The following is a 23,315-nucleotide window of genomic DNA, read 5'->3' on the forward strand; positions in this document are numbered from 1 at the left end:
AAAGAACAGGAATAACGTGAGTATTCAGCAGCAGGCCACCACCGCAACCCTCAAGGTGGGAGTTGTGGGCATCGGTTGGGCCGGCCAGCAGCACCTCAAGGCATACAGCAACATCGACGGCGTCGAGATTGTCGCCGTCGCGGGGATGGAACCAGAGCTCCTGGCCCAGCTGAAAGAGGAGTACAGCATTCCGAACGCGTTCGCGCGCTGGGAGGACATGATCGAACTTCAGGACCTCGACGCCGTCAGCGTCGCCGTGCCGACGTTCCTCCACGCGCCGATCGCGATTGCTTCGCTTGAGCGGGGACTGCATGTGCTGAGCGAAAAGCCCCTGGCGCGCAACGCCGTCGAGGGTCAAGCGATGGTTGACGCCGCCCGGAAGGCCGGCCGCGTCCTCGACGTCGCGTTCAACCACCGCCGCCGCGGCGACATTCAGGCGCTCAAGAACGTGATCGACGAAGGGACCCTCGGCCGTCCGTACTACGCCAAGGCTTCCTGGCTTCGCCGCCAGGGCATTCCGATGCTCGGCAGCTGGTTCACCAACCCGGCGCTCGCCGGCGGTGGCCCGTTGGCCGACATCGGCGTGCACGTCCTGGACTACTCGCTGCACCTGCTGGGCGAGCCTAAGGTCCTGGCCGTTTCGGCGTCGACCCACTCTGAACTCGGCCCGCGCGGCCTCGGCGGCAACGCGAGGTATACGGCGTCGAACTCCAGCCATAAGTTTGAAGTGGAGGACTTCGCCTCCGCGTTCATCCGGTTGGAAGGCGGCGGAACCTTGATCCTCGAAGCGGGCTGGGCCACCTACCGCGACGAGAGGGACCTGATGGACTTTACCGTTTACGGGACCGACGGCGGTGCGGACTTGCGCTCGGTGGGCGCCTCCGAGAACCCCGTCGCAGACGTGCACATTTTCACCGAGAAGGACGGCCAGAATGCCGACTTCGAGGTGGTAGCCGAACCCGGAAAGGCGCACCAGGCCGTCGTCGACGATTTTGTTGCTGCCGTCCGCGGCGGCGAGACCGTCTGGGGAAGCCATGATGGATCGCTCGCCCTCAGCCGCGCGTTGGTGCTCGACGCCTGCTACAAATCCGCCCTGGAACAACGCGAAGTAAGGCTCTGACATGTCTGATACGAAACTGAAGATCGTCGTCTGGAACGAGGGCGTCCACGAGGCCCGCAACGAGCCCGCCACCATCGGCGACATGTACCCGGAAGGGATCCACGGCGCCATCGCAGCCGGGTTGCGGGGTTTCTACCCGGACTCCGAAATCACCACGGCTACCCTGGCCGATCCGGAACACGGGTTGTCCGAGGAACTCCTGGCGCAGACGGACGTACTGCTCTGGTGGGGCCACATTGCCCACGAGGAAGTCGCGGAGGAAGTGGTGGAGCGCGTGCAGCGGCATGTGCTCGGCGGCATGGGCCTGGTGGTGCTCCACTCCGGGCACTTCGCCAAGATCTTCACTCGCTTGCTGGGGACTACGTGTTCGCTGAAGTGGCGCAACGAGGGCGAACGGGAGCTGGTGTGGACCGTCAAACCTTCGCACCCGATCGCGGCCGGGATTGAAAGCCCCATCGTGATTCCGCAGCAGGAAATGTACGGGGAACTGTTCGACATCCCTGAGCCCGACGACCTGATCTTCATCAGCTCGTTCACCGGGGGAGAGGTGTTCCGCTCAGGCGTGACCTTCTCGCGCGGCAAGGGACGGATCTTCTACTTCAGCCCCGGCGACCAGGAGTACCCGGTGTACCACCAGCCGCAGATCCAGAAGGTCATCGCCAACGGCGTTGGCTGGGTTGCGCAGCCGGGTGTCTTCCGCGAGGCGCCCGAGGTTTCCAACCCGTCGCGGGACTGGTTCGCGTAGGCCTGTCTATCCAAGGAGATTAAGCATGACCACTTCCCTTCCCGCTGGCCGTCCGTTGGGCGTGGCCGCGATCGGTTACGCCTTCATGGGAAAGGCCCACTCGAATGCGTGGCGGAACGTGGCCAGCTTCTTCGACGTCCCGGCCTTCGAGCAGCGCGTGCTCGTCGGCCGGGACGCCTTGGCGGTGGCCGAGGCCGCCGGCAAGTACGGCTGGGCGGAATCGGCGACCGACTGGCGATCCGTGATTGAGCGCGACGACATCGACATCGTGGACATCTGCGCTCCAGGCTGGATGCACGCGGAGATCACTATCGCGGCGCTGGAAGCCGGGAAGCACGTGCTCGTGGAGAAGCCGCTGGCCAACACCCTGGAGGAGGCCGAGCTGATGGCTTCGGCGGCAGCTTCGGCCCGCGAGCAGGGCGTGCAATCGATGGTCGGGTTCAACTACCGACGCGTCCCGGCGCTCGCCTTGGCCCGCGAACTGATTGCCGAAGGCCGTCTCGGAACCGTTCGGCACGTCCGTGCCGCCTACCTGCAAGACTGGCTATCCGACGTCGAAACCCCCATGAGCTGGCGGCTCCGGAAGGAGACCGCCGGCTCCGGGGCGCTGGGCGACATCGCTTCGCACGCGATCGACCAAGTCCAGTACCTGACCGGCCAGACCGTCACCGAGGTGACCGGGACGCTGCGGACTTTTGTTGCCGAACGGCCCGGTCCTGCTGGTCTGGAGAAGGTGACAGTGGACGACGCCGCGTGGACCACTTTGGGGCTAACCGGTGGCGTGAGTGCCTCTGTGGAAGCGTCACGGGTGGCTACCGGGCAGAAGAACTCTTTGAAGATCGAGATCTATGGGTCGTTGGGTTCATTGACGTTCGACCTGGAGAACCTGAATGAACTCGGCTTCCTGGATGCCACGCTGCCTGTGCGGGAGCAAGGGTTCCGGCGGATCCTGGTCAATGAGCCGGAGCATCCGTACCTTGAGGCGTGGTGGCCGCAGGGGCACATCATCGGCTGGGAACACACGTTCACGCACCAGATCCGGGACTTCCTGTGCGCTATCCGCGATGGTGAGGCGCCGTCGCCGTCGTTCGACGACGGGCTGCAGGTCCAGCGGGTGCTGGCCGCCGTCGAAGAGTCGGCGCGGAACAGGAGTGTGGTGACGGGGGTTCAAAGGGCTGGATTTGGGGGCGAATTAGACGACCGGAACTCCTCTGTCGTCGGAGTTATCCAGAGAAAGACGGTTGAAGTCGTTCCCTGACGGGAAACGGGCGTCCGTAACGCGGACGCCGCGGCACAGACCGTTAGGCCCGACGGCCTTAATAAAACATGTCTCAACCAGCCTTGGACATCTTTTATTAGACCAACGTACGATCTTGAGTCGAACTCCCGCCGGTTCTGCGGGCATCCCCTACATTCAAGACGTCCCAGGTTCAGGACCCGCGTTGGAGCATCAAGGGGAGCCCAGACGATAACTAAGCCCGTCGCGAATTGCGGTGAGAAGCTATTCCAGCGCCAATTGCCATAGCGGCTGCCGCTAGAACGATTCCGATACCGAGTGCCGGCAATACACCAAAGATCGGCCAAAATATTGCGAAGGAGATAAATCCCGCCAGGAAGATGATGATAGTGCGACGCATTCGAGGAGTCACTTTCATGGGATGACGCTACCACCGGCGTTTGCCGCCTTCCTTTACCACCGTTTTCCAGATGCAGCAGGTACTGGGCGCCTTAGTCTGAATCCGGCCGCGACGAATCGGCTTCGTGGCAGATGATGGCCAGGCCGTCCCGAGGGGAAGTTACCGTGAACTCGGGAAACCGTGAGGTGAATTTCGAGGAGCTGAAGCGGTTGTGGTGTTCGTAGCGCGGAAGAAGTTCCCGCAACTCGCGCACTTGGGCTGAGAACAGTCCTGCGACGTTGAGAACCCATCGGGGCACGACGGTGTAGCCGGCATCCTGTCCGAACGCCTTGCTGGCTATGTTGGCGAACTGCCGGTAGGTCAATGACTCCGCATCGACCGGGAGGTGCCACGTCTGCCCGAAAGCGTCAGGCGTGTTGCCCAGAAGCGCGAGAGCCCGGCTGGCGTCCGGGGTCCAGATCAGCGTTCTTTCGCGGTCATCTCGCACGGGCACGAAGGGCTTTTTGCCTTTCTTCAGGCGGTCGATGAGGAACGCATTGGTGAAGCTCTGCGTGCGGCCCGGTCCGTAGAACTCGGGCGCCCGGGCGATGAGGACAGGAATATCGGCCCTGGCCATTTCTTCCAGCACCATCGATGCCATGTCCGCGCGGACTTTTCCCTTACGCCCCACGGGAGCGAACGGGGCTTCTTCGGTCTGGACGCGATCGTCCTGGGGGTACATGTAGGTGTTGTCGAAGTAGACGAACTTGGCGCCGGCAGCCCTTGATGCTTCCAATGCGTTGCGGAGCGTGGTGGGAAATTGTGCTTCCCAAAGCTCCGTGTTCGCCGGGAGGCCAGCCGTGAAGTAGACGATATCGCTGCCCTGTACCGCCGCAGCCGTCTGTCCTGCGTCGAGCAGGTCCGCTTTGACAAGGGAGTCGGACTCGTTGACCTTCCGGGGGTTTCGGCTGACAAGCCGCAAATCCTTGCTGTAGGCGCGGTGCAGCTCCTTGGCCAGTTCGATTGCGATCTGGCCGTTGGCGCCCAATATTGTCTGCATTTTTCAACCTCGGTTTCGTACGCGGCTTAGTGCGTCGGCGTGGACCTGCCAGGGCGCTATGTGTACACTGCTTACATCAGCGTAGGAGGCGAAGTTAGCAGTGTCAACATCAGTAAAGCCTTATCATCACGGTGACCTTCGTGCGGCACTGGTTGCTGCCGCCGTCGAGAGCCTGGAAGCGGGGGAGCCGTTCTCCCTGAGAGCCGTGGCCCGCCGCGCGGGGGTGTCTCCGACTGCGCCTTATCGGCATTTCGCTGATCGGGAGGCTCTCGATAACGCTGTTGCCGTGGAGGGTTTCCGGGACCTTCTGGCAGACCTGGAAGCTGCCTCGGCTAGGTTGCCCGGGGCTGGGGCACCCGAGGAGGTGATCACGGCACTCGGAGTGGCCTATGTGGCGTTCGCCTTGAGACGGCCGGCTGTCTTCAGGTTGATGTTCGGAAATGAATGCGACGAGGCCGACAGCGAACGTGTTCAAGCGGCGGAGCAACTCCATGGGATGTTGAACCAGGTCTTCGAGCGCCTCTTTCCAGGCAATTCAGGTCTTTCGGTCGCCCTGTGGAGCATGGCCCACGGCTTGGCATTCCTGCACCTGGACGGCAAACTGCGACCCCAAAGCAACGACGACGTTGCAGCCCGCGTGAAGTTGGCGGTCGGGGCGATCTTCGCGCTCAACGACAGCAAAAGGTCGGCTGGCTAAGTCCCTATCCGGCCCCCACGAAGGAGAACCAGCATGACCAAACGCATCCTCCATGTCGCCACCAACGTCAGCCACTACGACGACCCATCACACCCCACTGGCCTTTGGCTCTCAGAACTGGTTCACGCGTGGGCGGTGTTTGAGGAACACGGGTTCGAGCAAACCATCGTCAGTCCGGAAGGCGGCACGGTCCCTTTGGAACCTCGATCGTTGAAGTTCCCCAGTTATGACAAAGCTTCCAAGGCATGGCATGCGGACCCGGAGCGCATGGCACTTCTTGAGCACACCGACAGCCCCGAAAGCATTGAATCCGGGGATTACGATGCCATCTATTTCACCGGGGGTCATGCGGTGATGTACGACTTCCCCGACAGTGAAGGGCTCCAGAGGATCACCCGCGAAATCTGGGAACAGGGTGGCATCGTGTCCTCGGTCTGCCACGGGTATTGCGGCCTCCTCAACACCAGGCTTTCAGACGGCAGCCTCTTGGTGGAGGGCCGGAAGGTCACTGGCTTCGCATGGCAGGAGGAAGTCCTGGCCCGCGTGGACAAGCTTGTGCCGTACAACGCCGAGGAGGAGATGAAGAAGCGCGGGGCGCTCTATGAGAAGGCCAAGCTCCCCTTCGTCTCTTACGCCATTGCGGACGGGAAATTGGTCACCGGGCAGAATCCTGGATCGGCCAAGGAAACGGCACGGAAGGTTGCGGAACTGTTGTGAGGGACGCCGGACGACGGCGGGATGGAGCCTGACTATCGAAGCGCAACGTAGAAGACGATCACCAGTGCGGGGAAAAGCGCTTGGCCAATGGCGCTGGCAAGGAGACGTTTCTCCGTCACCCAAAGCCAGAAGCCGAGGAATACGTGGCAGGCGCAGCAGAAGATGACTATTGCCGACCCGCTGTCGGGATTCCCAGAGAAGTTCACCATCCAAAGACCCACTGCGATTCCCAGGCCGAAGGAGACGTTGTAGGCACCGACGTTCATCGCCCACATACGCACGGCTTGGACGTCTTCAGGCCGAATCAGAAAGATCCGGTGGAAACGCTGGTCGCCATGGAAGAAGATCTCCAGGACACCAACACTTAGGAGTGCCAGTCCGGTGGATCCAGCGAGTATCTGGCTGAGCAGGTTCATGCCGCGCTCCTAGGCCGATCCCCAACCGCGCTTCTTTGAGCAGATTACGCTCGGTGCACGAAGCCCTTCAAGAGAAGAAGGTGTGCATTATCTAGAAGAGACTCACAATAAACTCTTCGATCCTTTCGAAGATCTCGGATTGCGCCGTTTGCGAAGCACGCCAATCGTTGTGAATCTGTAGGGAATGATCGGCCCCCGGCACTTCTAGAAACGTGCCGTTGGTCTCCGCCAATCGTCCTCCGTCCCAGAGTTTGTCCTCTGATCCACCGATGAACAGGTCAGACTTGGGGCTGGCCGCGATAGTGCTTCTCACTGAGGCGTCGGTGAGGAGTGGTGTCAGCCAGATTCCCGGAGTCAATGTCTCTTCGGCCCAGGGGATGCACAGAGTGCTGAATGACTTGGCCACGATAAGCCGCTTATGCGCTTCGGGTGATTCCGCGAAGGCTTGCTGGGCGGCCATGGCAGCGAATTCGTGAGGATTAGCACTTGGAGAATCTTCGGGAGTCCATTTGACAGCCTGTACATGCCATCCCAAGGCGCCGAGCATCTCGCCTATCCAAAAGAGGACAGGCCCTTCCACCGGGTAGCCGGAGCCAGGCAGCATTACAGCTACTTTGTTGGTTTCCGGATTATCCGTTGCGGCTCTTGCCCAAGTGAAGGATTTCATAGTGCATGCACCGTGCCCTTTCTACCCCGGCCTCAGAGCGATGAATAGTTATTTGGACTGCCGTCTGTAAGCCACGTAGGTGGCAATCATCCCCACAGCCGCGGCCAAGGACAGCCATGCCGCCAACGGATTACTGACGTACGAGATGCAGGCGGCGATCAGGAGTGCGGCAGCCGCAGTAAGGGTCAGTAGCTTCATCTCCTCAGGATGCACCACGAAGCGACACTCATGAGCAAAATGACGGGAAATGAGTGGTCGTTTGGGCTTCTCTAGGTGCTAACGGTGGCAAAAATGAGTGGTGTTCGGGAGCTGCCTAGGTGGTGGAACGATCGCCGGCCTCTGAAAAGGCGGCGCTCGATGATGCGGGACGGATGAGTTCGCTTCCAGCACCTAGACGACAGAGGATCACCACCTAGATGCCGGAAATTACCACCTAATTTTGGCAATTTCACCACCTAATTTTGGGTTTCGGGCCTGTGCAAGCAATTTCATTCAGTTAGATGCCGGTAGGTGCGGTGTTCGCCGCAACCAAATTTGGATGCAGAAGTGTCCAATTACATCGGAGGAAATTTGAAGAAGAATCTCTTGATGTCCACAAGGGTGGTCCTGGCCACGACACTGAGCGTTTGCCTCTTGGCCGCCGGTCTTGGCCCTGCCATCGCTGATGACCACAAAAGCGGGTCCCAAGCGATCGAACACACGCGGGCTAATCCGCAGAGCGGCGATGCTAAATCGCACATCGCAACCGTGCCGGTTGCTGGCTCCAAAATAGTAACGACCGACGAACAATCGCAAGACAGCATTTCGGTCTCTCTTCCCGGCACTCCTGTGCGTCCCGACCGTGTAAATCTGGCCGGAGTGCCGGCCGGTCTCTTTCATGGCGAAGATACTCCCCTCGTGAGCACAGCGATGACGGCGGCATCAGTTACCGCCTACGCAACCGAGTACGGCAGTCAATCCATCATCAGCGTCGAAGGTGAAGCGGCACCGCACGAGTATCGATTCGATTTGAATCTTCCGTCCGGTGCATCAGCGAAAGTGAACCCTGACGGATCAGTTCAGATCGCCGATGCCAGTGGCAAACCGCTGGGTCTTGTCCAGGTCCCATGGGCCTACGACGCCAACGGAGCAAAGGTCCCCACATCTTTCTCCCTGGTAGGCTCGGAGCTCGTCCAAACGATTGCCCATGATTCCTCTACTGCCTTTCCAGTCAAAGCTGATCCAAGTATTCAGTGGATTCCTTGGCCGGTGCTAGCCGTCTGGGGCGCGGAGATAAAGGCGTTCAGCTCCATCTCGGTTGCCCTCGCGGCTGGCGGGGCATGGGCGGGATGTACCTTCACGCGGCTTTCCGGAGCTTGGGCGAAGATTGTGAGTCAGATCTGTACGGTAGTCGGTATTGCCGGCGTCAAGGGAGTCGTCGATGCTGTCGCTTCCGTATGGGGACCCTCGTACATCAACAGCTCAACGTGTTACGGCGTCCCGCTGTACAACCCTCGGGGAGGCCTTGCGATCATGCCAGCCCGCGATTGCTGGTAGCGGAGGCGCTGCTTTGACCAGGGAAAAACCATGAAATGGTACCGGTACGTTCATCCAGCAATTTTCGTTGCATCGTTCATGCCGCTCGTGTTCTCCTGGGTTCCGTTTTGGCAAGGCGTCGCTATACCGCTCGTCGCACTGATCCCCTTTGCAGCCAACGAAATCTGGCTTTCCCGAAAAGACAGGAAGCCGTCTGGCGGTAAGACCCAGTAGGCAGCCTTACGGCGAACCCTCGGCACTAGGTCTGTGACCGGCGCCGAGGGTTTGCCCGTCTGCAGAGCTTGAGCCACCTGGAAGTCGGCTCTCCACCACCTAGACGAAGCAAAATTCACCTAAACCGCCCAATTCACCACTTAGTTTTCCCGTTTCCGCACTGAGGCGCCATCAACCGCCTGTAGTGTCGGTGCCAAGAACAATACCGACGCCACACTTGGGGAGTGCCGTAGATGACAACCACACTGGAGAGAACCGTCGACCCTGTCCTGCAAACTTTGGGAGGTGTAAGCGTCAGGCAACAGGGGCGGGATATCTTCGGAACCCGCCTCTACGACCACATCCTCGCCAGCAGCCTCACAGAGATTCCGGAGATTCTGGCTGCTGCAGCCGAGACCTCTGGAGCGGTCCTTGAGCTGTCATGGGGTTCGGGTCGGTTGAGCCGGAGGATCGGTTCCACAGGAAGGGAATCGCTGGCGCTCCGCCCTTCGAAGCGTGGCTCCGAACAGACCTTTGGTTGTGTCATCCTCGGCGCCAGCTACGCCACCCTTCTCGATCCCGACACCCGGCGAACGCTGTTCCGCATGGTGAACCGGTGCCTGGTGCCAGGCGGCCGCTTTCTCATGACCGTGCTGAATCCGGACCACCGCCACGGCCCAATTACAACCAACAACGGCGCCACTATTTTACAGCTGGGGGAGGACGCCTTCCTGATCACCGTTGAAAGCCGGGATGCCCTTAACGGCGCACGGCACGTGACTATGACCCACATCGGCTTCAACGAGCACGGAACCTACAGGTCCTCGGCCTCCTCCAGTGACATCTCCTTCGTCAGCACTGGACTCATCGAAGAAGACCTCGCTGCTGAGGGTCTCACTGTTCTTGAGCGACGGCCCGTGAGAGCGGACAAGCACGAAGAGCGCATTAAAGAACTCAACCTCTGGGTGTGCGCCCTGAGCCAACGGACCCAAAAAGCAAAGGATCGACTATGAGCAACAGAGAGGTGAGCTGGCTGATCCTGGCCATGGTCCTGGGTTTCTACTCCCTCTACGTTTTCATCTCCGGAGGCAGCGACTCTGTCTGGGCACTCATCACGGGTGTCATTTGCGCCCTCGCGGCCTGCACGGCTTACTGGCGTTCCAGGGTGGAACGCAGAGCGGACCGCGGCTGACAAAGCCGCGGCGCGCTTCAACGTTCGGAGGGGACAGAACTACTTGAGCTTCGGACCCTTTCCTGGGCCTCGATTATCGTCGGAAACCACCATTGCAGAGCCTCCTCCGCGACGCGTCGGCTCGGCAGCCGCGGTGAGCTTCCCGCCGTCGCCGAATTCAATGGCGGTGGCCGCGCCTATCTCAGCGGCGGATGTGAAGGCATCACCGGCCGGCATCAGATTATGACCCTTCGCCGTCAGCGCCGGGCCGTAGGCATCAATGAACGCCGGTTCCGAGCTCACTGTGGCGCCGTTCCTGGGTGCGGCACGGGGAGCTGCGAGGGCCTCGGACACGGTCATGCCCAGGTCAACCCGGTTGATGATGGTCTGCAGGACAGTCGTGATGATGGTCGAACCACCAGGAGAACCGAGCGCCAGGAACGGCTTGCCTTCGTCCAGGATGATAGTGGGCGACATGGACGACCGCGGCCGTTTCCCTGGCTGAATACGGTTCGGATCAGCGGCGTCGTAAACAGTGCTGAAGTCGGTCAGCTCGTTGTTCAGCAGGAACCCACGGCCGGGAACAACGATCCCGGAGCCGCCCGTCTGTTCGATGGTCAGCGTGTACTCCACCACGTTGCCCCACTTGTCCGCAACCGTGAGGTTGGTTGTGGAAATGTTCTCGGTATCGGATTCCTTGGCGTGCGGTGCCGCCGCAGCCGGGCACACGCCGTCGTAATCCGTGACGTCGCCGGGAGCGACCGGCTTCGCGGCCGCCTTTGCCGGATCGATCAGGCAGGAACGTTCCTTGCCGAAGTCACGGTCCAGCAGGGCGTTGGTAGGAACCTGCACGAAAGCCGGATCACCGACGTATTTGCCACGATCGGCGAAGGCCAACGAACTGGCTTCGAAGTAGTGGTGCAGCGCGTCCGTTGACTTCATTTCGGAGAGGTTGAAGGGCGCCAGGATGTTCAGGGCTTCGCCAACCGTGGTTCCGCCGCTGCTTGAGGGTGCCATCCCGTAGACGTCATAGCCCCGGTAGTTCATGTGCGTGGGGTCTTGATCCACAGCTTTGTAATCCGCCAGGTCCTGGGTGGTCATGAACCCAACGGGAATGGGCAGGGTCGGCTCGGCGACCTTTGGCGGCGCCTGCACTGTATTGGCGATCTCGGCAGCAAGCGGCCCGCCGTAGAAGGCGGCAGTGCCTTCCTCGGCAAGGAGCCGATAGGTCGCCGCGAGGTCGTGGTTCTGGAAGACACTTCCGACGGCGGGCGCGTCACCACCGGGAAGGAACAGGTCCTTGGTGGACGTGAAATTGCTGAATCGTGCTTGGTTGTCCTTCGTCTGGTTCCGGAAGGTTTCATCCACCACGAAGCCGCGGGTTGCCACCTTGATGGCGGGTTTCAGCGCATCTCCCAAATCCAAGGTGCCCCAGCGTTCCAGAGCGCCCTCCCAGGTGGCCGGAGTGCCGGGGACGCCGACGGAGACGCCACTTGTGGGTAGCGCCGGGTTCTGCGTCGTAAAGGGATACGGCTTGCCCGTGCTTGGGTCGATGAAGGCATCGTTAGGCATCGCTGCGGGCGCGGTTTCCCGGCCGTCGATGGTACCGACCTGGCCGGTCTTGGCGTCGTAGAAAACGAAGTAGCCGCCGCCACCGATGCCCGCGCTGTAGGGTTCGGTGACGCCGAGGGTCGCCGCCGCAGCAACGGCGGCATCGGCTGCGTTTCCGCCCTTCTTCAGGACCTCGATGGCGGCTGCCGATGCTTCAGGATCCACGGTGCTCACGGCGCCGCCGTAGCCGGTTGCTGTAGCTGTTTTCTCCGTTTGACGGGGATCAGCGACGGCCGGATTGGCGATGCCCAGGCTTGTCGCGCCCAGTGCGAAGGCCGCTGTGACAGCGGCCAGCTGACGTCTCACATGAGTCATGGTTTCTCCCAGAATTTTCCCAGACGATGATGTGGCGAACGGTTCGGCCACCCTACCCCGGGGGATCTGCGAGGGACAAAGGTTGATTCTTGAAGCAGTGACGGTGGCTCAGGGCCGTTATGGGCTCTTCCGGCCGGTCATTGCGCGGATCCCTGCACCAGCCAGCCCAATGCCCACGGCGAGCAACAGCGTTGGGCCGGCACCGCCGTCGGGCCCCAAAGCGGCGGTGAGGACCTGCTGGCCCATGAGGACCATCTCGGCGATGTCCCCGGCGATCGCGCGGGTCGCCAACACTGACTGGACCGCGGTGAAAACGGCGGGGATGACCCACAGGAACGCGAGGTCCAGAACCCAGACGACGATGCGGCGGGCGGGTTTGAAACCGCACCAAGCCAGTGTGCAACCCACAAGGACAGCGGGGATCCAGTGGGCTAGCGTCGGGACTTCGAGGGGCATGTTGCTTCGGCCCGCAACGCCGACGACCCACTGCACGGCCCAGGAAGTGACGGGGACGGCGATGAGCCCGACTCCCAGAGCTGTGGCAGCACGGCCTGTCGAGCCGATCAGGAGCTGGGCCACGATACTGGCAGCAATCGAGAGGATGACGCAGGCCAGCAGTCCGAAGAAGTAGAAGTCCGTGAGCTTCCCGCCGGCGAGACCGTCGTTGAGCACTGTAAAGGACTGCGCTGTTGCCACCACCTGGACCATTAAGACGCCGCCAACCGCGCACCACATCGCAATGGCCCGGCGGGCAGGATTCCAGAGCCGTACCGCCAAACCGGCGAGGGCGCCGCCAGTGGTCAGGAGCGCGATCAGGGTGAGGATCTCATACTGACTCAACGGCAGCAGCGCCAGCGGCATCTGATCCGGCATCACCGGGGAAGCCCAGAGGTTCTGCAGCGGCAGCTTCGCGCCGGTGATCCACCAGGGGAGAAGGCCAAGTGCTCCAGCAAGGGTTCCGATCAGCAAGGCGACTGCGGCTTGGAGGCCCGCCCTCGCGGGGCGGCTGTTCGACGCCGGCACCTGCTCAGTTGCGTGGTGGGCATGGCTCACGGAAGCTCCTCACTGGTTAGTCTTCCCACCCTAACGAATGAGTTTTGAACTCCGGCGCATTCCAAGGCTCAAGCGCGGCCCTTAAGGATGAGGTGCCAGTAGATCTGAGGGAAAACGTCCCGGTCCACGAACCAAGAGAGACGGCTTTCCTTCCATGTGGGGATACGGGGGATGGTCGGCATGACCTGGTAATGGTCATCGAATTCGGCGAAGACGACCGTTTTGCGGGAGACCGTGAAGGGGCAGACCGAGTAGCCGTTGTAGGCGGCAGGCAAGGCGTTCCCTTTCATGGCGGCCACGAGATTCTCGGCCAGGACTTTTGTTTGCTTCCGCAAGGCTCCGCCGGACTTGGAATTGGTGGTTCCGGCTGCGTCGCCCAGCGACCAGACGTTGGGAAACCTTGTGTGCCGCAGGGTTCGGGTATCCACTTCGACGAAGCCATGGCTGTCACCCGGCGCCGGAAGGGACGTGGTTTTGAGCCAGTCCGGGGCTGTCTGTGGAGGGACTGCGTTCAGCACGTCGTAGCCTAATTCTTCAGAAGTTCCCGTTGCGAGTTTGCGGACCGTGGCCTTCCTGTCAGCGGCATCGACTGCCACCAGTTCGCTGTCCGGCCACAATTCGATGCCATACTCGGCGATCTTCCGCTCCAACTCGCGGTCCACCTCGGCAACCCCGAATACTGTGGGATAGGGCTGGACCATGACAACCCTGATCCGATCCAACACGCCCTGCTTCTTCCAGAAATCGCACGCCAGGTACATGGGTTTTTGCGCAGCGCCCCCGCATTTGATAGGCCCTGACGGCATGGTGAAAACCGCTGTCCCCGACGTCAGGCCACTGAACAACTCCCATGCTTTGGCGGCGAGGTCGAACTCGTAGTGTGAGGCGCCATGCGGTGAATGGACGGCGTTAAAGAGCCCGGGAATCGAATCCCAGTCATACTGCAGGCCTGGGCACACCACCAGCTGTTGGTAGGAGAGCTGGGTCCCCGATTTCAGGGTCACGGTGTCTGTTTCGGCGCTGATACCGGTGACGGCATCCCGAATCCAGGTCACCCCGCGTGGCATCACGGACTTCTGCGGCCTGGTCGCCATCCGCGGCTTCGCGCGCCCTCCGGCGATGTGGGAAAAGAGCGGCTGGTACAGGTGGTGTTCGCGGGGTTCGACGACCGCAACATTTTTCACCCCGGAACGGTGCAGGCGTCCGGCAACCGACAGCCCCGCGTTCCCGCCGCCAACAATCACAACTTCATATCCCGTAGCCACAAACACCCTCCCTGAAAGGCAAAGAGCGCACCCGATGTGGCTCCCGTTATCATAAGCATGCTGATGATCCAGAGTTCAAGGGCAACGGAAAAGAACACGCCCGGCTAAGGGGCCCGGAAGCTAAACAACCAGCCGCAGCGGCCTCTGCCCCAGCTGCACCGTGATCTCCTGCCCCCACGAAGCCGTCAGTCGGTCGTCCTCCATGCCATCGCCGAACACCACCAGCTGGTCCGATGCCACGGTGATCCGCAGTGTTTCGCCTGTTTCCAGTACGCCTTCGGTCAGTGAAGCGCCCGTGACCGGTGACGGCCATGCCTCGCGGACAAACCATGCCAGCCGGGGATCGGTGGGTGCGGGCAGCGTCCGGCCGCCGCGTTCCAGGGCAATGGAAGCGCACCATCCCGTGGCGCCCGTCCCGGTGGAAACAATGAGGCCCGACGACGACTGCCGCTCAGTCTGTCCGCCGGCCTGGGTGAAACTCGGGGCGGTCAGGGTGTACTTGGCCGACTGGTGCGAGGCGTGCCCGACGAAAACCTCGTTCAGCGCCGAAAGCTGCTGACCGTCGTCGAGCGTTGCTGTCACTGTGGTGAGGTCCTGGCAGCGAAGCCGCCCAACGTCGCCGGAAGCCAGAAGGGCGGCAGCCGCGGCCGGGGTGTGCCGCACCAGTACGCCCGGGTTCGCTCCTGGCTCCGGATTGATGCCGATCACGGGCTGGCCCTTCAGATATTTGGCGACGTTCGCCACCAACCCGTCCTGGCCGACGACTGCGATGATGTCTTCGTCCGTCAGCAGGAAGCGGCTGAGGTCTGCGCGTTCCACTTCGGCCTGTCGCCAATCGGCAGGGACTGAGGAGCGCACTGCCGCGAGGGCTTCGTTGAGGCGATCGTGGCGGTCCTGCACGTCCTGGATGCTGCGACCGCGGGTGCGGAGGAAGAACTCCGCCTGGCCCCGGGTGGCGTGCCGGTCCAACAGTTCCTGGAGCTCCGTGCGCCGGTGGACGATGACGATGCGCGGGGTTGCCATGGTGCGACCTTACTTGGTGGTTTCGGTGGTGGCGGTTTCCTTGAACAGCCCGGCGAGTGCTCCGCTGAGCAGGTCCGGAGTGATGGTCAGGTTCCCGATGTTTGGCAGGCTTCCGGCTGCGTCCTTGAGGGCCAAGGCCAGGAGGGTGGTTTGGTCCATGCCGCGGTAGACCTCCATGGTGGCGGCTTCGCGGGCGGCTGCCGCTTCGCCCACCAGGCGGATCTGGTTGGCCTCCGCGGCGGCGCCGATTCCCTGCCGTTCAGCGGAACCTTGAGCTTCGATCAGCCCGGCAGCTGCCTTCTCCTCGGCAGCGCGGCGGGCGTTTGCGCCTTCCTGCGCCACCAGGCTTTCCCGACGGACGGCCAGTTCGATCTGGCTCGCCATCTCGTTCTCGGAGATGGTGCGTTCACGTTCGACGGCGACTGCCCGCCTTTCGTACACGGCCCGGTCCGCTTCGGCTTGGAGTTGTTCGCGGACGGGGGTCTGCAGGGCACGTTCGACCTCGGCTTCGGGCCGGACGGCGAGGACCTGGACGCCGAGGATCTCGATTCCGGTGGATTGGAGCCTTGCGTCGGCGCGGAGGGCATCGGTCAGGACGAGGCGGAGCTGGCTGACCCCGCGTTCCAATGCCTCGGCGAGGGTGGTGGTGGCGATCTGGTCGATCGCGTGGCTCTGGCACAACTGGCCGATGATGGTGGACACCTGCTCGCGTCCGGTAGCGGGGGCCTTGCCTGCGGTCTGAAGTCCGAAGTCGAGGCGCGTGGAGACCGCAACGGGGTCGATGAAGCGGTAGGTCACGTTGGCCTGGACGCTGACGTCCTGGTGGTCCCGGGTGATCGCGTGGAAGAGGGTGGGCAGTTCCTGGTCGTCCACTGGAACTTCGCTGAGCACGGAGTTCGCGGGGCGGAAGAAGAACGCCTGGCCGACTCCCTGGTGCTTGACCGCACCCTTCTGCAGGTGCACGACGTAGCCGGTGGGGCTGCCGAGGAAGTGGCTGATCCAGGGGTAGCGCTTGATGGTTGCCATGATGTTTCGCCTCTTTGGTTTGGTTGTCGTCACTTTGACGATAACCAAACTCTAAGCGGACCCGACCTTTATTGTCAACATGACGATAACTCCCCTAGGATTGCTTCATGCCTTCAACCCATCCAGCGCCTGAGCGCTTTCCGGTGACTGTCGACGTCGTCGCCCTTACAGTGCGCGATGGCGAACTGAACGTCCTGCTCATCACCCGCCTCATCGAGCCTTTCCGGGGCAAGCTCGCGCTGCCTGGCGGCTTCGTCCTTGCCGGCGAAGACCTGCTGGAGGCGTCGGTCCGTGAACTTGCGGAGGAGACCGGCGTCGAACGCTTGCCCGGGCACCTCGAGCAGCTGGGGAGCTATGGGCCCAAGGGGCGTGACCCCCGCGGTGATGTGCTCACTGTCGCGCACCTGCTGCTGGCGCCCGACTTCCCGGTGCTGGCCGCCGGCAGCGACGCTGAGCAGGCGGCCTGGTATCCCGTCCGGGAGGTTCTCAACGGCCGGCTGGAGCTGGCCTTCGATCACGCAAAAATCCTCGACGACGCGCTGGAGCGGGCCAAGTCGAAGCTCGAATACTCACCCTTGGGCGCTGCGTTTTGCGGTGAGGAATTCACGATTGCCCAACTCCGCGCCGTGTACGAAGCCGTGTGGGGCACCCGGCTGGATCCGCGCAATTTCCACCGAAAAGCGACCGGGACGCCCGGCTTCCTGGAGGACACCGGCCGCATGACAGCGGGCGACGCCGGACGCCCGGCCGCGCTGTTCAGGCTCGCTCCCGAGTCGCGTCCGACGGCGGGCCACCCCGCCCGCGCGGTGCTGAACCCACCCCTGATGCGCCCCCGCGCCTAACCGCCGTTGGACCCCACGGACGGGAGAAGGGGGGTGCTCCCGTGTGCAGTGAGCCGGAGCGCACCCCGGATGCAACGCGCCGGGAGCGGGTGCTGGACAGGCTCCGCGAAACGGTAGTAAGTTTCCTGACGAACTACTACGCCAAAGGAGGATGCACGCCTATCATGATGCTATGTACGGACCTCTCGCGGGAAAGATTCGTTTGGATCCTTTTCCACAGGGGTACGTAAGAAATATGGAGATGAATTTCTCCAACCGGTGCCCGTTGGCATGGGTGGCGCTCCACATGGTGTGGGGTACCAGCGGACGCCTTCCTGAATAGACAAACAGTTATTGAAAGGGATGCGTAGCTCAATGAACACACTCCTCATAATCGCAGGTGTAATCGCGATCATCTTGCTTCTTGTTGGCGGTCTGAACCAGGCCCTTAGTTTCCTGCTCTGGGTAGGAATTATCCTGCTCGTGCTGGCACTCATTGGTTGGGTCGTCGGCAGGGGCCGGTCCCGCGTATGACAACTGATCCAAGCGAAGTTGCCGGTTTTTCCCAGGTTCGCGATGGAACCACCACCCCTGGACATCCCATTCCCAGGGACCCGGGGGTGCCAGAAACCAGCGGTCCGGGGGATGCCGGTGACGCATCGTCGGGACGTCAGGATGACGCCGTCGATGCTGGTCCCAGCGAATCTGCCAATCCACCCGGGCCGGCAGAAGAAAAGGATGAAAAGACCGCGGACGACCGTGGTCTGACTACCGAAACCAATCCAACGGATTGATCGGATCAGCGGGCGGCGGGCGGGAGAAATCCGGTCCGCCGCCGCGCTTCTTGAGGAAACATTTTTACTAATGCTGAACGTCGTCACATAGCGATAGGGGTAGAAATGAGAATCGGCTCAATCCTCGGGCTATTCGTCGTTGTTTGGCTCATTATCGGGGCAGTAGCCGCCGGCCAAAGAGGATACTACAGCGCCCCGCCCGCCCAATGCTCGCAGGTGGCCACGATTGCCTTGAATATTGTTGCCGGCCCACTCAATTACACCGGTTTGAATCCCCAGGGCGGATGCGAGATACCGAAGCCGTCATGAGAAACGCCCCGCAGTTCCGCGCGGTGGCCCTGACCTTCTTGCTGATCGTTGCCACGCTGCTGGCTGGCTGCTCACAGCGGCCCGCCGCCGACTCCCTGGAAGGACCCGCCAAAGAGGTCTCCTCCGCCGTGCGCGCGGCAAGCCTTGCGCTGGACCTCAGGATTGCGGACAGTACGACGGCGGCCGCCGCGTCCACGACGGCTGACGACATGCTGGGCGACGTCGAATCCGCCACCGATCAGGTCCACCGGCTCTCAGCGCAAACCGAAGAGGAAAGCATGCTCCGGAACGACGTCCTGGCCGTGTTTTCCTCTGTTTCCCGGGCGCTCCTGCATGCGCGCGATGCGCTCTCCCCAACTTCCGGCGTCTCCGACGATGCGCAGGGCCGAACCGAACTCTCCACAGTGCAGGGCGAGCTCCGCATTGCCACGGATCAACTCGATAACCTCATGACCAAGGCCGGCATCCAGTGAAACGGCTCCTCGGTGTTGCGCTCGGCATCCTGACTGCGATCGGGGGCTTTGTCGACATCGGGGACCTTGTGACCAATGCCGTCGTGGGCTCGCGGTTCGGCATGTCGCTGGCTTGGGTTGTGCTGGTGGGCGTCGTGGGTATCTGCCTGTTCGCCAATATGTCCGGCAGGGTGGCTGCGGTCTCCGGGCGTGCCACCTTCGAGGTCATCAGGGAGCGCCTGGGTGCCAGAGCCGGATTGGCCAACCTGGGGGCGTCGTTCCTTATCAATGTCATGACCGTCACGGCGGAAATCGGTGGCATAGCCCTGGCGCTCCAACTGGCCAGTGGCGTGGCGTATCTGCTCTGGGTTCCTTTCGCCCTGCTGGCCGTGTGGCTGGTGGTGTGGCGGGTTAAGTTCAAAATCATGGAAAACGTCACAGGGCTCGTGGGCTTGTCCTTGGTGGTGTTCGCGGTGGCTCTGTTCCTGCTCAAACCCGACTGGGGTTCGCTCCTCGGACAAGCCTTGCCCCCGGCGGTACCGGAAAGCGAGAGCGCCGGGACCTATTGGTACTACGCCATTGCCCTGTTTGGCGCTGCAATGACTCCCTACGAAGTGTTCTTCTTCTCCTCAGGTGCTGTGGAGGAACGCTGGAAGATCAAGGACTTGGCGCAGTCGCGTATCAACGTTCTTTTGGGTTTCCCGCTGGGCGGGTTGTTGTCCATTGCGATCGCCGCGTGCGCCGCCGTCGTTCTTCTGCCGGCGGGCATCAGCGTCACGTCCTTGTCGCAGGTGGCGCTTCCGGTGGCACAGGCCGGCGGTCAACTGGCCTTGGCGGTCTTGATTCTGGGCGTGGTAGCGGCAACGTTCGGGGCGGCTTTGGAGACGACCCTCTCCAGCGGCTACACCTTGGCACAATACTTTGGCTGGTCCTGGGGCAAGTTCCGTAGTCCCGCCCAGGCTGCCCGTTTCCACGTGTCCATGATTGTGGTGCTCCTGGTCGGGGTCGCGGTGCTGGCTACGGGCGTCGATCCCATCCTGGTGACTGAATACTCGGTGGTCTTCTCGGCGATAGCCCTTCCGCTGACCTACCTGCCGATCCTCATCGTGGCCAACGATCCTCAATACATGGGCAAGCACGTCAACGGCCGGGCTGTGAACATCGCCGGCGTGATCTACCTGTTCATCATCCTGCTGGCTTCCCTGGCCGCCATTCCACTGATGATCGCCACAGGAGCGGGAGCATGAGTAAAAACAAGCGCGTCCAGCCCCAGGAAATCCATGCCGCTCCCCATTTGGCGGGCCTCGTCCTCGATGCCCAGCTCCACTTGCTGGACAGGCAGGTGCTGGATGTCGACGGCGTCCCCGTCACCACTGTTGACGACATCGAGTTGAGCGGCCTGGAACCCGGCGAAGCAATCCCCGAGGGAACGTCGGCGCCGCAGATCTCGGCCTTGCTCACGGGGCCGATACTGGGGACGCGGATCTTTGGCGGCAGGCCGCCGTCGAGCCGTCTGATCCGGATCCCTTGGAATGTGGTGGCGGACGTGGACACGGTGCTGACGATGGGTGTGCGCGCGGATTCGATGGATGCTTCGTGGGTGGAACGCTGGTTGCGGACCCATGTCATCGCCAGGATTCCTGGAGGCCGCCATGAACCTTAACGACCTGCTGGGCACTGATGTGCTGGACGCGGACGGGCAGAGGCTGGGCGAAGTCTCGGATTTCCGCTTCGTGCTCGATGGCGCAGGTGGCCAACTCCTGAGCGGGGCGAGACTCGTGGGCATCGTGGTCAGCCCGCGGACGGCGGCGTCGTTCCTTGGCTATGAGCGGCAGGGCCTCACCCAGCCATGGCCGTTGGCACAGCTGTTCCGGTGGTGGCACAGGGGTTCATTCCTGGTGCTGTGGGAGGACATCGCCGTGATGGGGCCGCAGGAGGTGGGGCTGCGGCCGGACTTCACTGCCTACGACGCGCGGCTGGCACCATAAACCATATGGCGACCAAATGCTAAGTTTACTGATAATTTTGTCAAAGGCATGGACATGCCACTAAGCATCCTTATAGGTTCGAAGTGTTCCATTAACACGTTCGCCGCATCGGAAAGGACACGTCACATGGACAAGCAGGACGCCACACCGGAAGAGGAAGTAGGGGGCTACGGCACTCCTACGGCAGAGCAGGAATCAGGCGGAGGCCAGGCCCAGCCGCGCGTCGAGGAAGACATCGATGAAGCCGCGCTGGGAGAGGGAACCGGCGCGCCGAACCTCAGCCACTTGGATCCCGAAGACTCGGACAGCTCAGGAGAGCCAGGCGCGGGCCGCTTTGGCGGGATCGATGAACAGTCCCACGCGGAGCAGTCGTCGCAGCCGGCAGACGCTGATGAACTGCCGGACGGCAGTGGTAACGACCTCCCGCAGGAAGAGTCGCCCAACGACGATGACGAAGAAAACTTTGACGCCGGCTAAATAGCTTTGGCTGGCGCGCTTAGACTGGCGCGCCACTGGTTAAGCAGCCAGCCGGCTGGTGCGCCGCCGGGAATCACGAATCTGGAAACAGAGACTAGATCGAAGGAGCAAAACCCATGGCAACGGTTAACAAGTCAATTGACGTAGACGTGCCCGTATCTGTGGCCTACAACCAATGGACGCAGTTCGAATCCTTCCCCCACTTCATGAATGGCGTGGAGGCTGTGGAGCAGATCGACGACACGGCACTGCATTTTTCCACCAACGTGGGAGGTGTGAAACGGGAGTACAACGCCCAGATCATTGAACAGGTCCCCGACGCGTTGGTGAGCTGGGCCAGTGTTGACGGGCCGCGCAACTCCGGAACGGTGAGCTTCGTGCCACTGGAGGACGAGCGGACCCGTGTCAACGTGGCCATCGACTGGGAGCCCGAAGGCCTTGCCGAAAAGGCGGGATCGGCCCTCGGCGTGGACGAGCTGCGCGTGGGTGCAGACCTGGACAAGTTCAAGAAATTCATTGAAGCCCAAGGACACGAAACCGGCGCCTGGCGCGGAACGGTGACCGGGGGCGACGTGGATGACACAGGTGGAGCCCTTCTGTAAGTTTCAACCCTAAGCGAGGGCCGGCCATTTCAACGGGCCGGCCCTCGCGGCATACTTGGAGCAAGTCGCAACGAGGGAGTTAAGAGGGCCATGGCAACGTCCAGCAGCGTGGAAGCAGAGCAAAAATTCGACGCCGTGGAGTCCACTCCGCTTCCGACGCTGGAGACCATCGACGGCGTCGGAAAAGTCGGCGAACCAGTGACCCACACGCTCGAAGCCAGCTACTTCGACACTAGGCAGCTTGCCCTTGCCAGGCACGGGATCACCCTGCGGCGCCGCACTGGAGGGCACGACGCGGGCTGGCACCTGAAACTTCCGCTCGGCCCCGGCAAACGTACGGAAATCCATGCTCCCTTGGGCAGCGAGGATGTTGTGCCGACCGAACTCATGGACCGGGTGCTCGCCTATACGCGGGCCCACGCGGTCTCGGTGGTGGCAACCTTGCGCACGGAGCGCACGAGCTACGCCTTGTATGGAGGCCATGGAGAACGTGTGGCTGACTTCGTCGATGACCATGTCCGCGCCAACGTGACCGTGGGGGAGGCCCACGAGCTGCAATGGCGGGAGTGGGAAGTGGAACTGGCGGCCTCCGACGGCACGGGCGATGCTCTGCTGGCCGAGCTGACCCGGCAACTTTCCGAGGCCGGCGCGACTCCCAGTAAGCGGTCGTCCAAGTTGGCCACGGCTCTGGGCGGGCAATGGCCTGTGACCGGCAAGGCCGAGGAGAAGAAGGACAAGAAGGCCGGCAAGACCGAGGCATCCGTTCCAGTGCTCAGCTATCTGCGTGCGCAGCTGGCCGGCCTGCTCCTCCAGGATGCCCACGTCAGATTGCACCGGGACGATTCCGTTCACCAGCTGCGGGCCTACACGCGGCGGATCCGCTCCGTCCTGCACAGCTACCGTGAGATGTTCGAGCCCGAACCCGTTGCCGGACTCGAACAGGGGTTGAAGTCGTTGGCGGAGACACTGGGCAGGTACCGTGACACGGAAGTCCTGCACGAACACCTGCGCGCTTCCCTGGATGAACTGCCCGAGGAGCTCGTCCTGGGCCCACTGCACGCGGAGCTGGAGCAGCGGATGGAGGTCAGGGCAGACACCGCGAAGGCAGCCATTCAAGCGCGGTTGACCAGTCCAAACTACTTCCGGCTTCTTGATGACCTTGAGGCTTTCATCGACACACCTCCCCTGACGGAAAAAGCCAAGGCGCCGGCCCGGAAAGCCACCGCGAAGCTCGTCAACAAAGCGGTCAAACGGCTCCGCAAACGCCACGACGCGGCGGTGGCGGCCGCCGTCGGGCATTCACGCGACGAGGCCTTCCATAACGTGCGGAAATCCGCCAAAAAGCTGCGGTTCGCTGCTGCTGCCGCGGAAAGCGTCCATGGCAAACGCGCAGCCAAGCTGGGCAAGGCCGCGCATAACGTGCAGTCGATCCTTGGCACCCATCAGGACAGCGTAATGGCGCGCCGTGAGTTGCTGGATCTCGGCTCGGCAGCCGGTGCGGGGAACGCGGCGTTCACCTACGGGGTGCTGTATGCCGTTGAAGGTACAGTTTCGGATGCTGCGCAGCGGAAGTACCTGAAAAAGAGTGCCAAGGTGTTGAAGCTGCGGCTCAAGAAGTAGCCTGCGAGCCGGCGCTGGCCCC

The 23,315-nt window shown here is 62.1% G+C and carries 26 protein-coding genes; 17 read left to right on the forward strand and 9 right to left on the reverse strand.

The window, feature by feature from the left end; translation table 11 throughout:
- Positions 1-16: 16 nt before the first annotated feature.
- The 3 genes from PQ627_RS08720 to PQ627_RS08730 are packed head-to-tail and all read left to right on the forward strand — an operon-like array spanning position 17 to position 3,123.
- Positions 17-1,120, forward strand: a complete 1,104-nt coding sequence (locus PQ627_RS08720) for a Gfo/Idh/MocA family protein (protein WP_274260115.1) — start codon at positions 17-19, stop codon at positions 1,118-1,120.
- 1 nt (position 1,121) lies between these two features.
- A complete protein-coding gene (locus PQ627_RS08725; protein WP_274260117.1) occupies positions 1,122-1,865 on the forward strand; it encodes a ThuA domain-containing protein in 744 nt (247 codons plus the stop codon).
- A 25-nt stretch (positions 1,866-1,890) separates the two neighbouring features.
- On the forward strand, positions 1,891-3,123 hold the full coding sequence (locus tag PQ627_RS08730; protein ID WP_274260119.1) for a Gfo/Idh/MocA family protein: 1,233 nt from the start codon (positions 1,891-1,893) through the stop codon (positions 3,121-3,123).
- 470 nt (positions 3,124-3,593) lie between these two features.
- On the opposite strand, the gene PQ627_RS08735 is transcribed toward PQ627_RS08730, so the two are convergent.
- Entirely contained in the window at positions 3,594-4,541 is a 948-nt protein-coding gene (locus PQ627_RS08735; RefSeq protein ID WP_274260121.1) for an NAD-dependent epimerase/dehydratase family protein, read from the reverse strand.
- A gap of 100 nt (positions 4,542-4,641) precedes the next feature.
- On the opposite strand from PQ627_RS08735, the gene PQ627_RS08740 reads away from it, so the two are divergent.
- Positions 4,642-5,238: a TetR/AcrR family transcriptional regulator gene (locus PQ627_RS08740; protein WP_274260123.1), complete on the forward strand. Its 597-nt coding sequence runs from the start codon at positions 4,642-4,644 to the stop codon at positions 5,236-5,238.
- Positions 5,239-5,271: 33 nt separating this feature from the next.
- Positions 5,272-5,955 carry a type 1 glutamine amidotransferase domain-containing protein gene (locus PQ627_RS08745; protein WP_274260125.1) on the forward strand — a complete coding sequence of 228 codons (684 nt, stop codon included), beginning with the start codon at positions 5,272-5,274 and terminating at the stop codon, positions 5,953-5,955.
- A 32-nt stretch (positions 5,956-5,987) separates the two neighbouring features.
- Here the strand turns inward: PQ627_RS08745 and PQ627_RS08750 are convergent, their stop codons facing one another.
- From PQ627_RS08750 to PQ627_RS08760, 3 genes are all read right to left on the reverse strand, one after another.
- Positions 5,988-6,371: a DUF1304 family protein gene (locus PQ627_RS08750; protein WP_274260127.1), complete on the reverse strand. Its 384-nt coding sequence runs from the start codon at positions 6,369-6,371 to the stop codon at positions 5,988-5,990.
- A gap of 91 nt (positions 6,372-6,462) precedes the next feature.
- Positions 6,463-7,038, reverse strand: a complete 576-nt coding sequence (locus tag PQ627_RS08755) for a hypothetical protein (RefSeq protein WP_274260129.1) — start codon at positions 7,036-7,038, stop codon at positions 6,463-6,465.
- A gap of 48 nt (positions 7,039-7,086) precedes the next feature.
- Positions 7,087-7,254: a hypothetical protein gene (locus PQ627_RS08760; RefSeq protein ID WP_274260131.1), complete on the reverse strand. Its 168-nt coding sequence runs from the start codon at positions 7,252-7,254 to the stop codon at positions 7,087-7,089.
- Positions 7,255-7,584: 330 nt separating this feature from the next.
- On the opposite strand from PQ627_RS08760, the gene PQ627_RS08765 reads away from it, so the two are divergent.
- From PQ627_RS08765 to PQ627_RS08775, 3 genes are all read left to right on the forward strand, one after another.
- Positions 7,585-8,574 (forward strand): hypothetical protein, encoded by a 990-nt coding sequence (locus PQ627_RS08765; protein WP_274260133.1) that lies wholly within the window; start codon positions 7,585-7,587, stop codon positions 8,572-8,574.
- Between the two features lie 446 nt (positions 8,575-9,020).
- Positions 9,021-9,779, forward strand: coding sequence for a class I SAM-dependent methyltransferase (locus PQ627_RS08770; RefSeq protein WP_274260134.1), 759 nt, complete (start codon positions 9,021-9,023; stop codon positions 9,777-9,779).
- A complete protein-coding gene (locus PQ627_RS08775; protein WP_274260137.1) occupies positions 9,776-9,958 on the forward strand; it encodes a hypothetical protein in 183 nt (60 codons plus the stop codon). Before PQ627_RS08770 ends, PQ627_RS08775 begins: the two co-directional genes overlap by 4 nt.
- A 39-nt stretch (positions 9,959-9,997) precedes the next feature.
- Here PQ627_RS08775 and ggt read toward each other — a convergent pair whose 3' ends face one another.
- The 5 genes from ggt to PQ627_RS08800 all read right to left on the reverse strand — a co-directional run bounded on the left by ggt (position 9,998) and on the right by PQ627_RS08800 (position 16,230).
- On the reverse strand, positions 9,998-11,863 hold the full coding sequence (gene ggt, locus PQ627_RS08780; protein WP_274260138.1) for a gamma-glutamyltransferase: 1,866 nt from the start codon (positions 11,861-11,863) through the stop codon (positions 9,998-10,000).
- A 117-nt stretch (positions 11,864-11,980) separates the two neighbouring features.
- Complete coding sequence (locus PQ627_RS08785; protein WP_274260140.1) at positions 11,981-12,916, reverse strand: hypothetical protein; 936 nt, start codon at positions 12,914-12,916, stop codon at positions 11,981-11,983.
- A gap of 68 nt (positions 12,917-12,984) precedes the next feature.
- Positions 12,985-14,181: an NAD(P)/FAD-dependent oxidoreductase gene (locus PQ627_RS08790; protein ID WP_274260142.1), complete on the reverse strand. Its 1,197-nt coding sequence runs from the start codon at positions 14,179-14,181 to the stop codon at positions 12,985-12,987.
- Positions 14,182-14,301: 120 nt separating this feature from the next.
- Positions 14,302-15,204, reverse strand: a complete 903-nt coding sequence (locus PQ627_RS08795) for a hypothetical protein (protein ID WP_274260144.1) — start codon at positions 15,202-15,204, stop codon at positions 14,302-14,304.
- 9 nt (positions 15,205-15,213) lie between these two features.
- A complete protein-coding gene (locus tag PQ627_RS08800; RefSeq protein WP_274260145.1) occupies positions 15,214-16,230 on the reverse strand; it encodes an SPFH domain-containing protein in 1,017 nt (338 codons plus the stop codon).
- 107 nt (positions 16,231-16,337) lie between these two features.
- On the opposite strand from PQ627_RS08800, the gene PQ627_RS08805 reads away from it, so the two are divergent.
- The 9 genes from PQ627_RS08805 (at position 16,338) to PQ627_RS08845 (ending at position 23,293) form a co-directional block, all read left to right on the forward strand.
- The gene (locus PQ627_RS08805; protein ID WP_274260147.1) at positions 16,338-17,072 is read left to right on the forward strand and encodes an NUDIX hydrolase; all 735 of its coding nucleotides are present in this window, start codon (positions 16,338-16,340) and stop codon (positions 17,070-17,072) included.
- Between the two features lie 509 nt (positions 17,073-17,581).
- Positions 17,582-17,845 (forward strand): hypothetical protein, encoded by a 264-nt coding sequence (locus PQ627_RS08810; protein ID WP_274260149.1) that lies wholly within the window; start codon positions 17,582-17,584, stop codon positions 17,843-17,845.
- A 305-nt stretch (positions 17,846-18,150) separates the two neighbouring features.
- Complete coding sequence (locus PQ627_RS08815; protein WP_274260151.1) at positions 18,151-18,627, forward strand: hypothetical protein; 477 nt, start codon at positions 18,151-18,153, stop codon at positions 18,625-18,627.
- Positions 18,624-19,853 (forward strand): NRAMP family divalent metal transporter, encoded by a 1,230-nt coding sequence (locus PQ627_RS08820; protein WP_274260153.1) that lies wholly within the window; start codon positions 18,624-18,626, stop codon positions 19,851-19,853. The genes PQ627_RS08815 and PQ627_RS08820 overlap by 4 nt, the downstream gene beginning before the upstream one ends.
- A complete protein-coding gene (locus tag PQ627_RS08825) occupies positions 19,850-20,269 on the forward strand; it encodes a hypothetical protein (RefSeq protein ID WP_274260155.1) in 420 nt (139 codons plus the stop codon). The genes PQ627_RS08820 and PQ627_RS08825 overlap by 4 nt, the downstream gene beginning before the upstream one ends.
- Positions 20,259-20,594, forward strand: coding sequence for a PRC-barrel domain-containing protein (locus tag PQ627_RS08830; protein ID WP_144661322.1), 336 nt, complete (start codon positions 20,259-20,261; stop codon positions 20,592-20,594). Before PQ627_RS08825 ends, PQ627_RS08830 begins: the two co-directional genes overlap by 11 nt.
- A 48-nt stretch (positions 20,595-20,642) precedes the next feature.
- Complete coding sequence (locus tag PQ627_RS08835) at positions 20,643-21,071, forward strand: hypothetical protein (protein ID WP_443192749.1); 429 nt, start codon at positions 20,643-20,645, stop codon at positions 21,069-21,071.
- A 116-nt stretch (positions 21,072-21,187) separates the two neighbouring features.
- The gene (locus tag PQ627_RS08840; RefSeq protein ID WP_274260159.1) at positions 21,188-21,673 is read left to right on the forward strand and encodes an SRPBCC family protein; all 486 of its coding nucleotides are present in this window, start codon (positions 21,188-21,190) and stop codon (positions 21,671-21,673) included.
- A 90-nt stretch (positions 21,674-21,763) separates the two neighbouring features.
- Entirely contained in the window at positions 21,764-23,293 is a 1,530-nt protein-coding gene (locus PQ627_RS08845) for a CYTH and CHAD domain-containing protein (RefSeq protein ID WP_274260161.1), read from the forward strand.
- The last annotated feature ends 22 nt before the right edge of the window (positions 23,294-23,315 follow it).

The organism is Paenarthrobacter sp. AB444, assembly GCF_028736865.1.
GTDB classification, from domain to species: domain Bacteria; phylum Actinomycetota; class Actinomycetes; order Actinomycetales; family Micrococcaceae; genus Arthrobacter; species Arthrobacter nicotinovorans_B.

What these genes read in the sequence shown, in the direction of transcription:
- PQ627_RS08725 (WP_274260117.1), top strand. Translation starts at nt 1,122, where the DNA reads ATGTCTGATACGAAACTGAAGATCGTCGTCTGGAACGAGGGCGTCCAC.
- PQ627_RS08730 (WP_274260119.1), top strand. Translation starts at nt 1,891, where the DNA reads ATGACCACTTCCCTTCCCGCTGGCCGTCCGTTGGGCGTGGCCGCGATC.
- PQ627_RS08735 (WP_274260121.1), bottom strand. Translation starts at nt 4,541, where the DNA reads ATGCAGACAATATTGGGCGCCAACGGCCAGATCGCAATCGAACTGGCC.
- PQ627_RS08745 (WP_274260125.1), top strand. Translation starts at nt 5,272, where the DNA reads ATGACCAAACGCATCCTCCATGTCGCCACCAACGTCAGCCACTACGAC.
- PQ627_RS08750 (WP_274260127.1), bottom strand. Translation starts at nt 6,371, where the DNA reads ATGAACCTGCTCAGCCAGATACTCGCTGGATCCACCGGACTGGCACTC.
- PQ627_RS08755 (WP_274260129.1), bottom strand. Translation starts at nt 7,038, where the DNA reads ATGAAATCCTTCACTTGGGCAAGAGCCGCAACGGATAATCCGGAAACC.
- PQ627_RS08770 (WP_274260134.1), top strand. Translation starts at nt 9,021, where the DNA reads ATGACAACCACACTGGAGAGAACCGTCGACCCTGTCCTGCAAACTTTG.
- PQ627_RS08775 (WP_274260137.1), top strand. Translation starts at nt 9,776, where the DNA reads ATGAGCAACAGAGAGGTGAGCTGGCTGATCCTGGCCATGGTCCTGGGT.
- ggt (WP_274260138.1), bottom strand. Translation starts at nt 11,863, where the DNA reads ATGACTCATGTGAGACGTCAGCTGGCCGCTGTCACAGCGGCCTTCGCA.
- PQ627_RS08795 (WP_274260144.1), bottom strand. Translation starts at nt 15,204, where the DNA reads ATGGCAACCCCGCGCATCGTCATCGTCCACCGGCGCACGGAGCTCCAG.
- PQ627_RS08800 (WP_274260145.1), bottom strand. Translation starts at nt 16,230, where the DNA reads ATGGCAACCATCAAGCGCTACCCCTGGATCAGCCACTTCCTCGGCAGC.
- PQ627_RS08805 (WP_274260147.1), top strand. Translation starts at nt 16,338, where the DNA reads ATGCCTTCAACCCATCCAGCGCCTGAGCGCTTTCCGGTGACTGTCGAC.
- PQ627_RS08810 (WP_274260149.1), top strand. Translation starts at nt 17,582, where the DNA reads ATGACAACTGATCCAAGCGAAGTTGCCGGTTTTTCCCAGGTTCGCGAT.
- PQ627_RS08815 (WP_274260151.1), top strand. Translation starts at nt 18,151, where the DNA reads ATGAGAAACGCCCCGCAGTTCCGCGCGGTGGCCCTGACCTTCTTGCTG.
- PQ627_RS08825 (WP_274260155.1), top strand. Translation starts at nt 19,850, where the DNA reads ATGAGTAAAAACAAGCGCGTCCAGCCCCAGGAAATCCATGCCGCTCCC.
- PQ627_RS08830 (WP_144661322.1), top strand. Translation starts at nt 20,259, where the DNA reads ATGAACCTTAACGACCTGCTGGGCACTGATGTGCTGGACGCGGACGGG.
- PQ627_RS08835 (WP_443192749.1), top strand. Translation starts at nt 20,643, where the DNA reads ATGGACATGCCACTAAGCATCCTTATAGGTTCGAAGTGTTCCATTAAC.
- PQ627_RS08840 (WP_274260159.1), top strand. Translation starts at nt 21,188, where the DNA reads ATGGCAACGGTTAACAAGTCAATTGACGTAGACGTGCCCGTATCTGTG.
- PQ627_RS08845 (WP_274260161.1), top strand. Translation starts at nt 21,764, where the DNA reads ATGGCAACGTCCAGCAGCGTGGAAGCAGAGCAAAAATTCGACGCCGTG.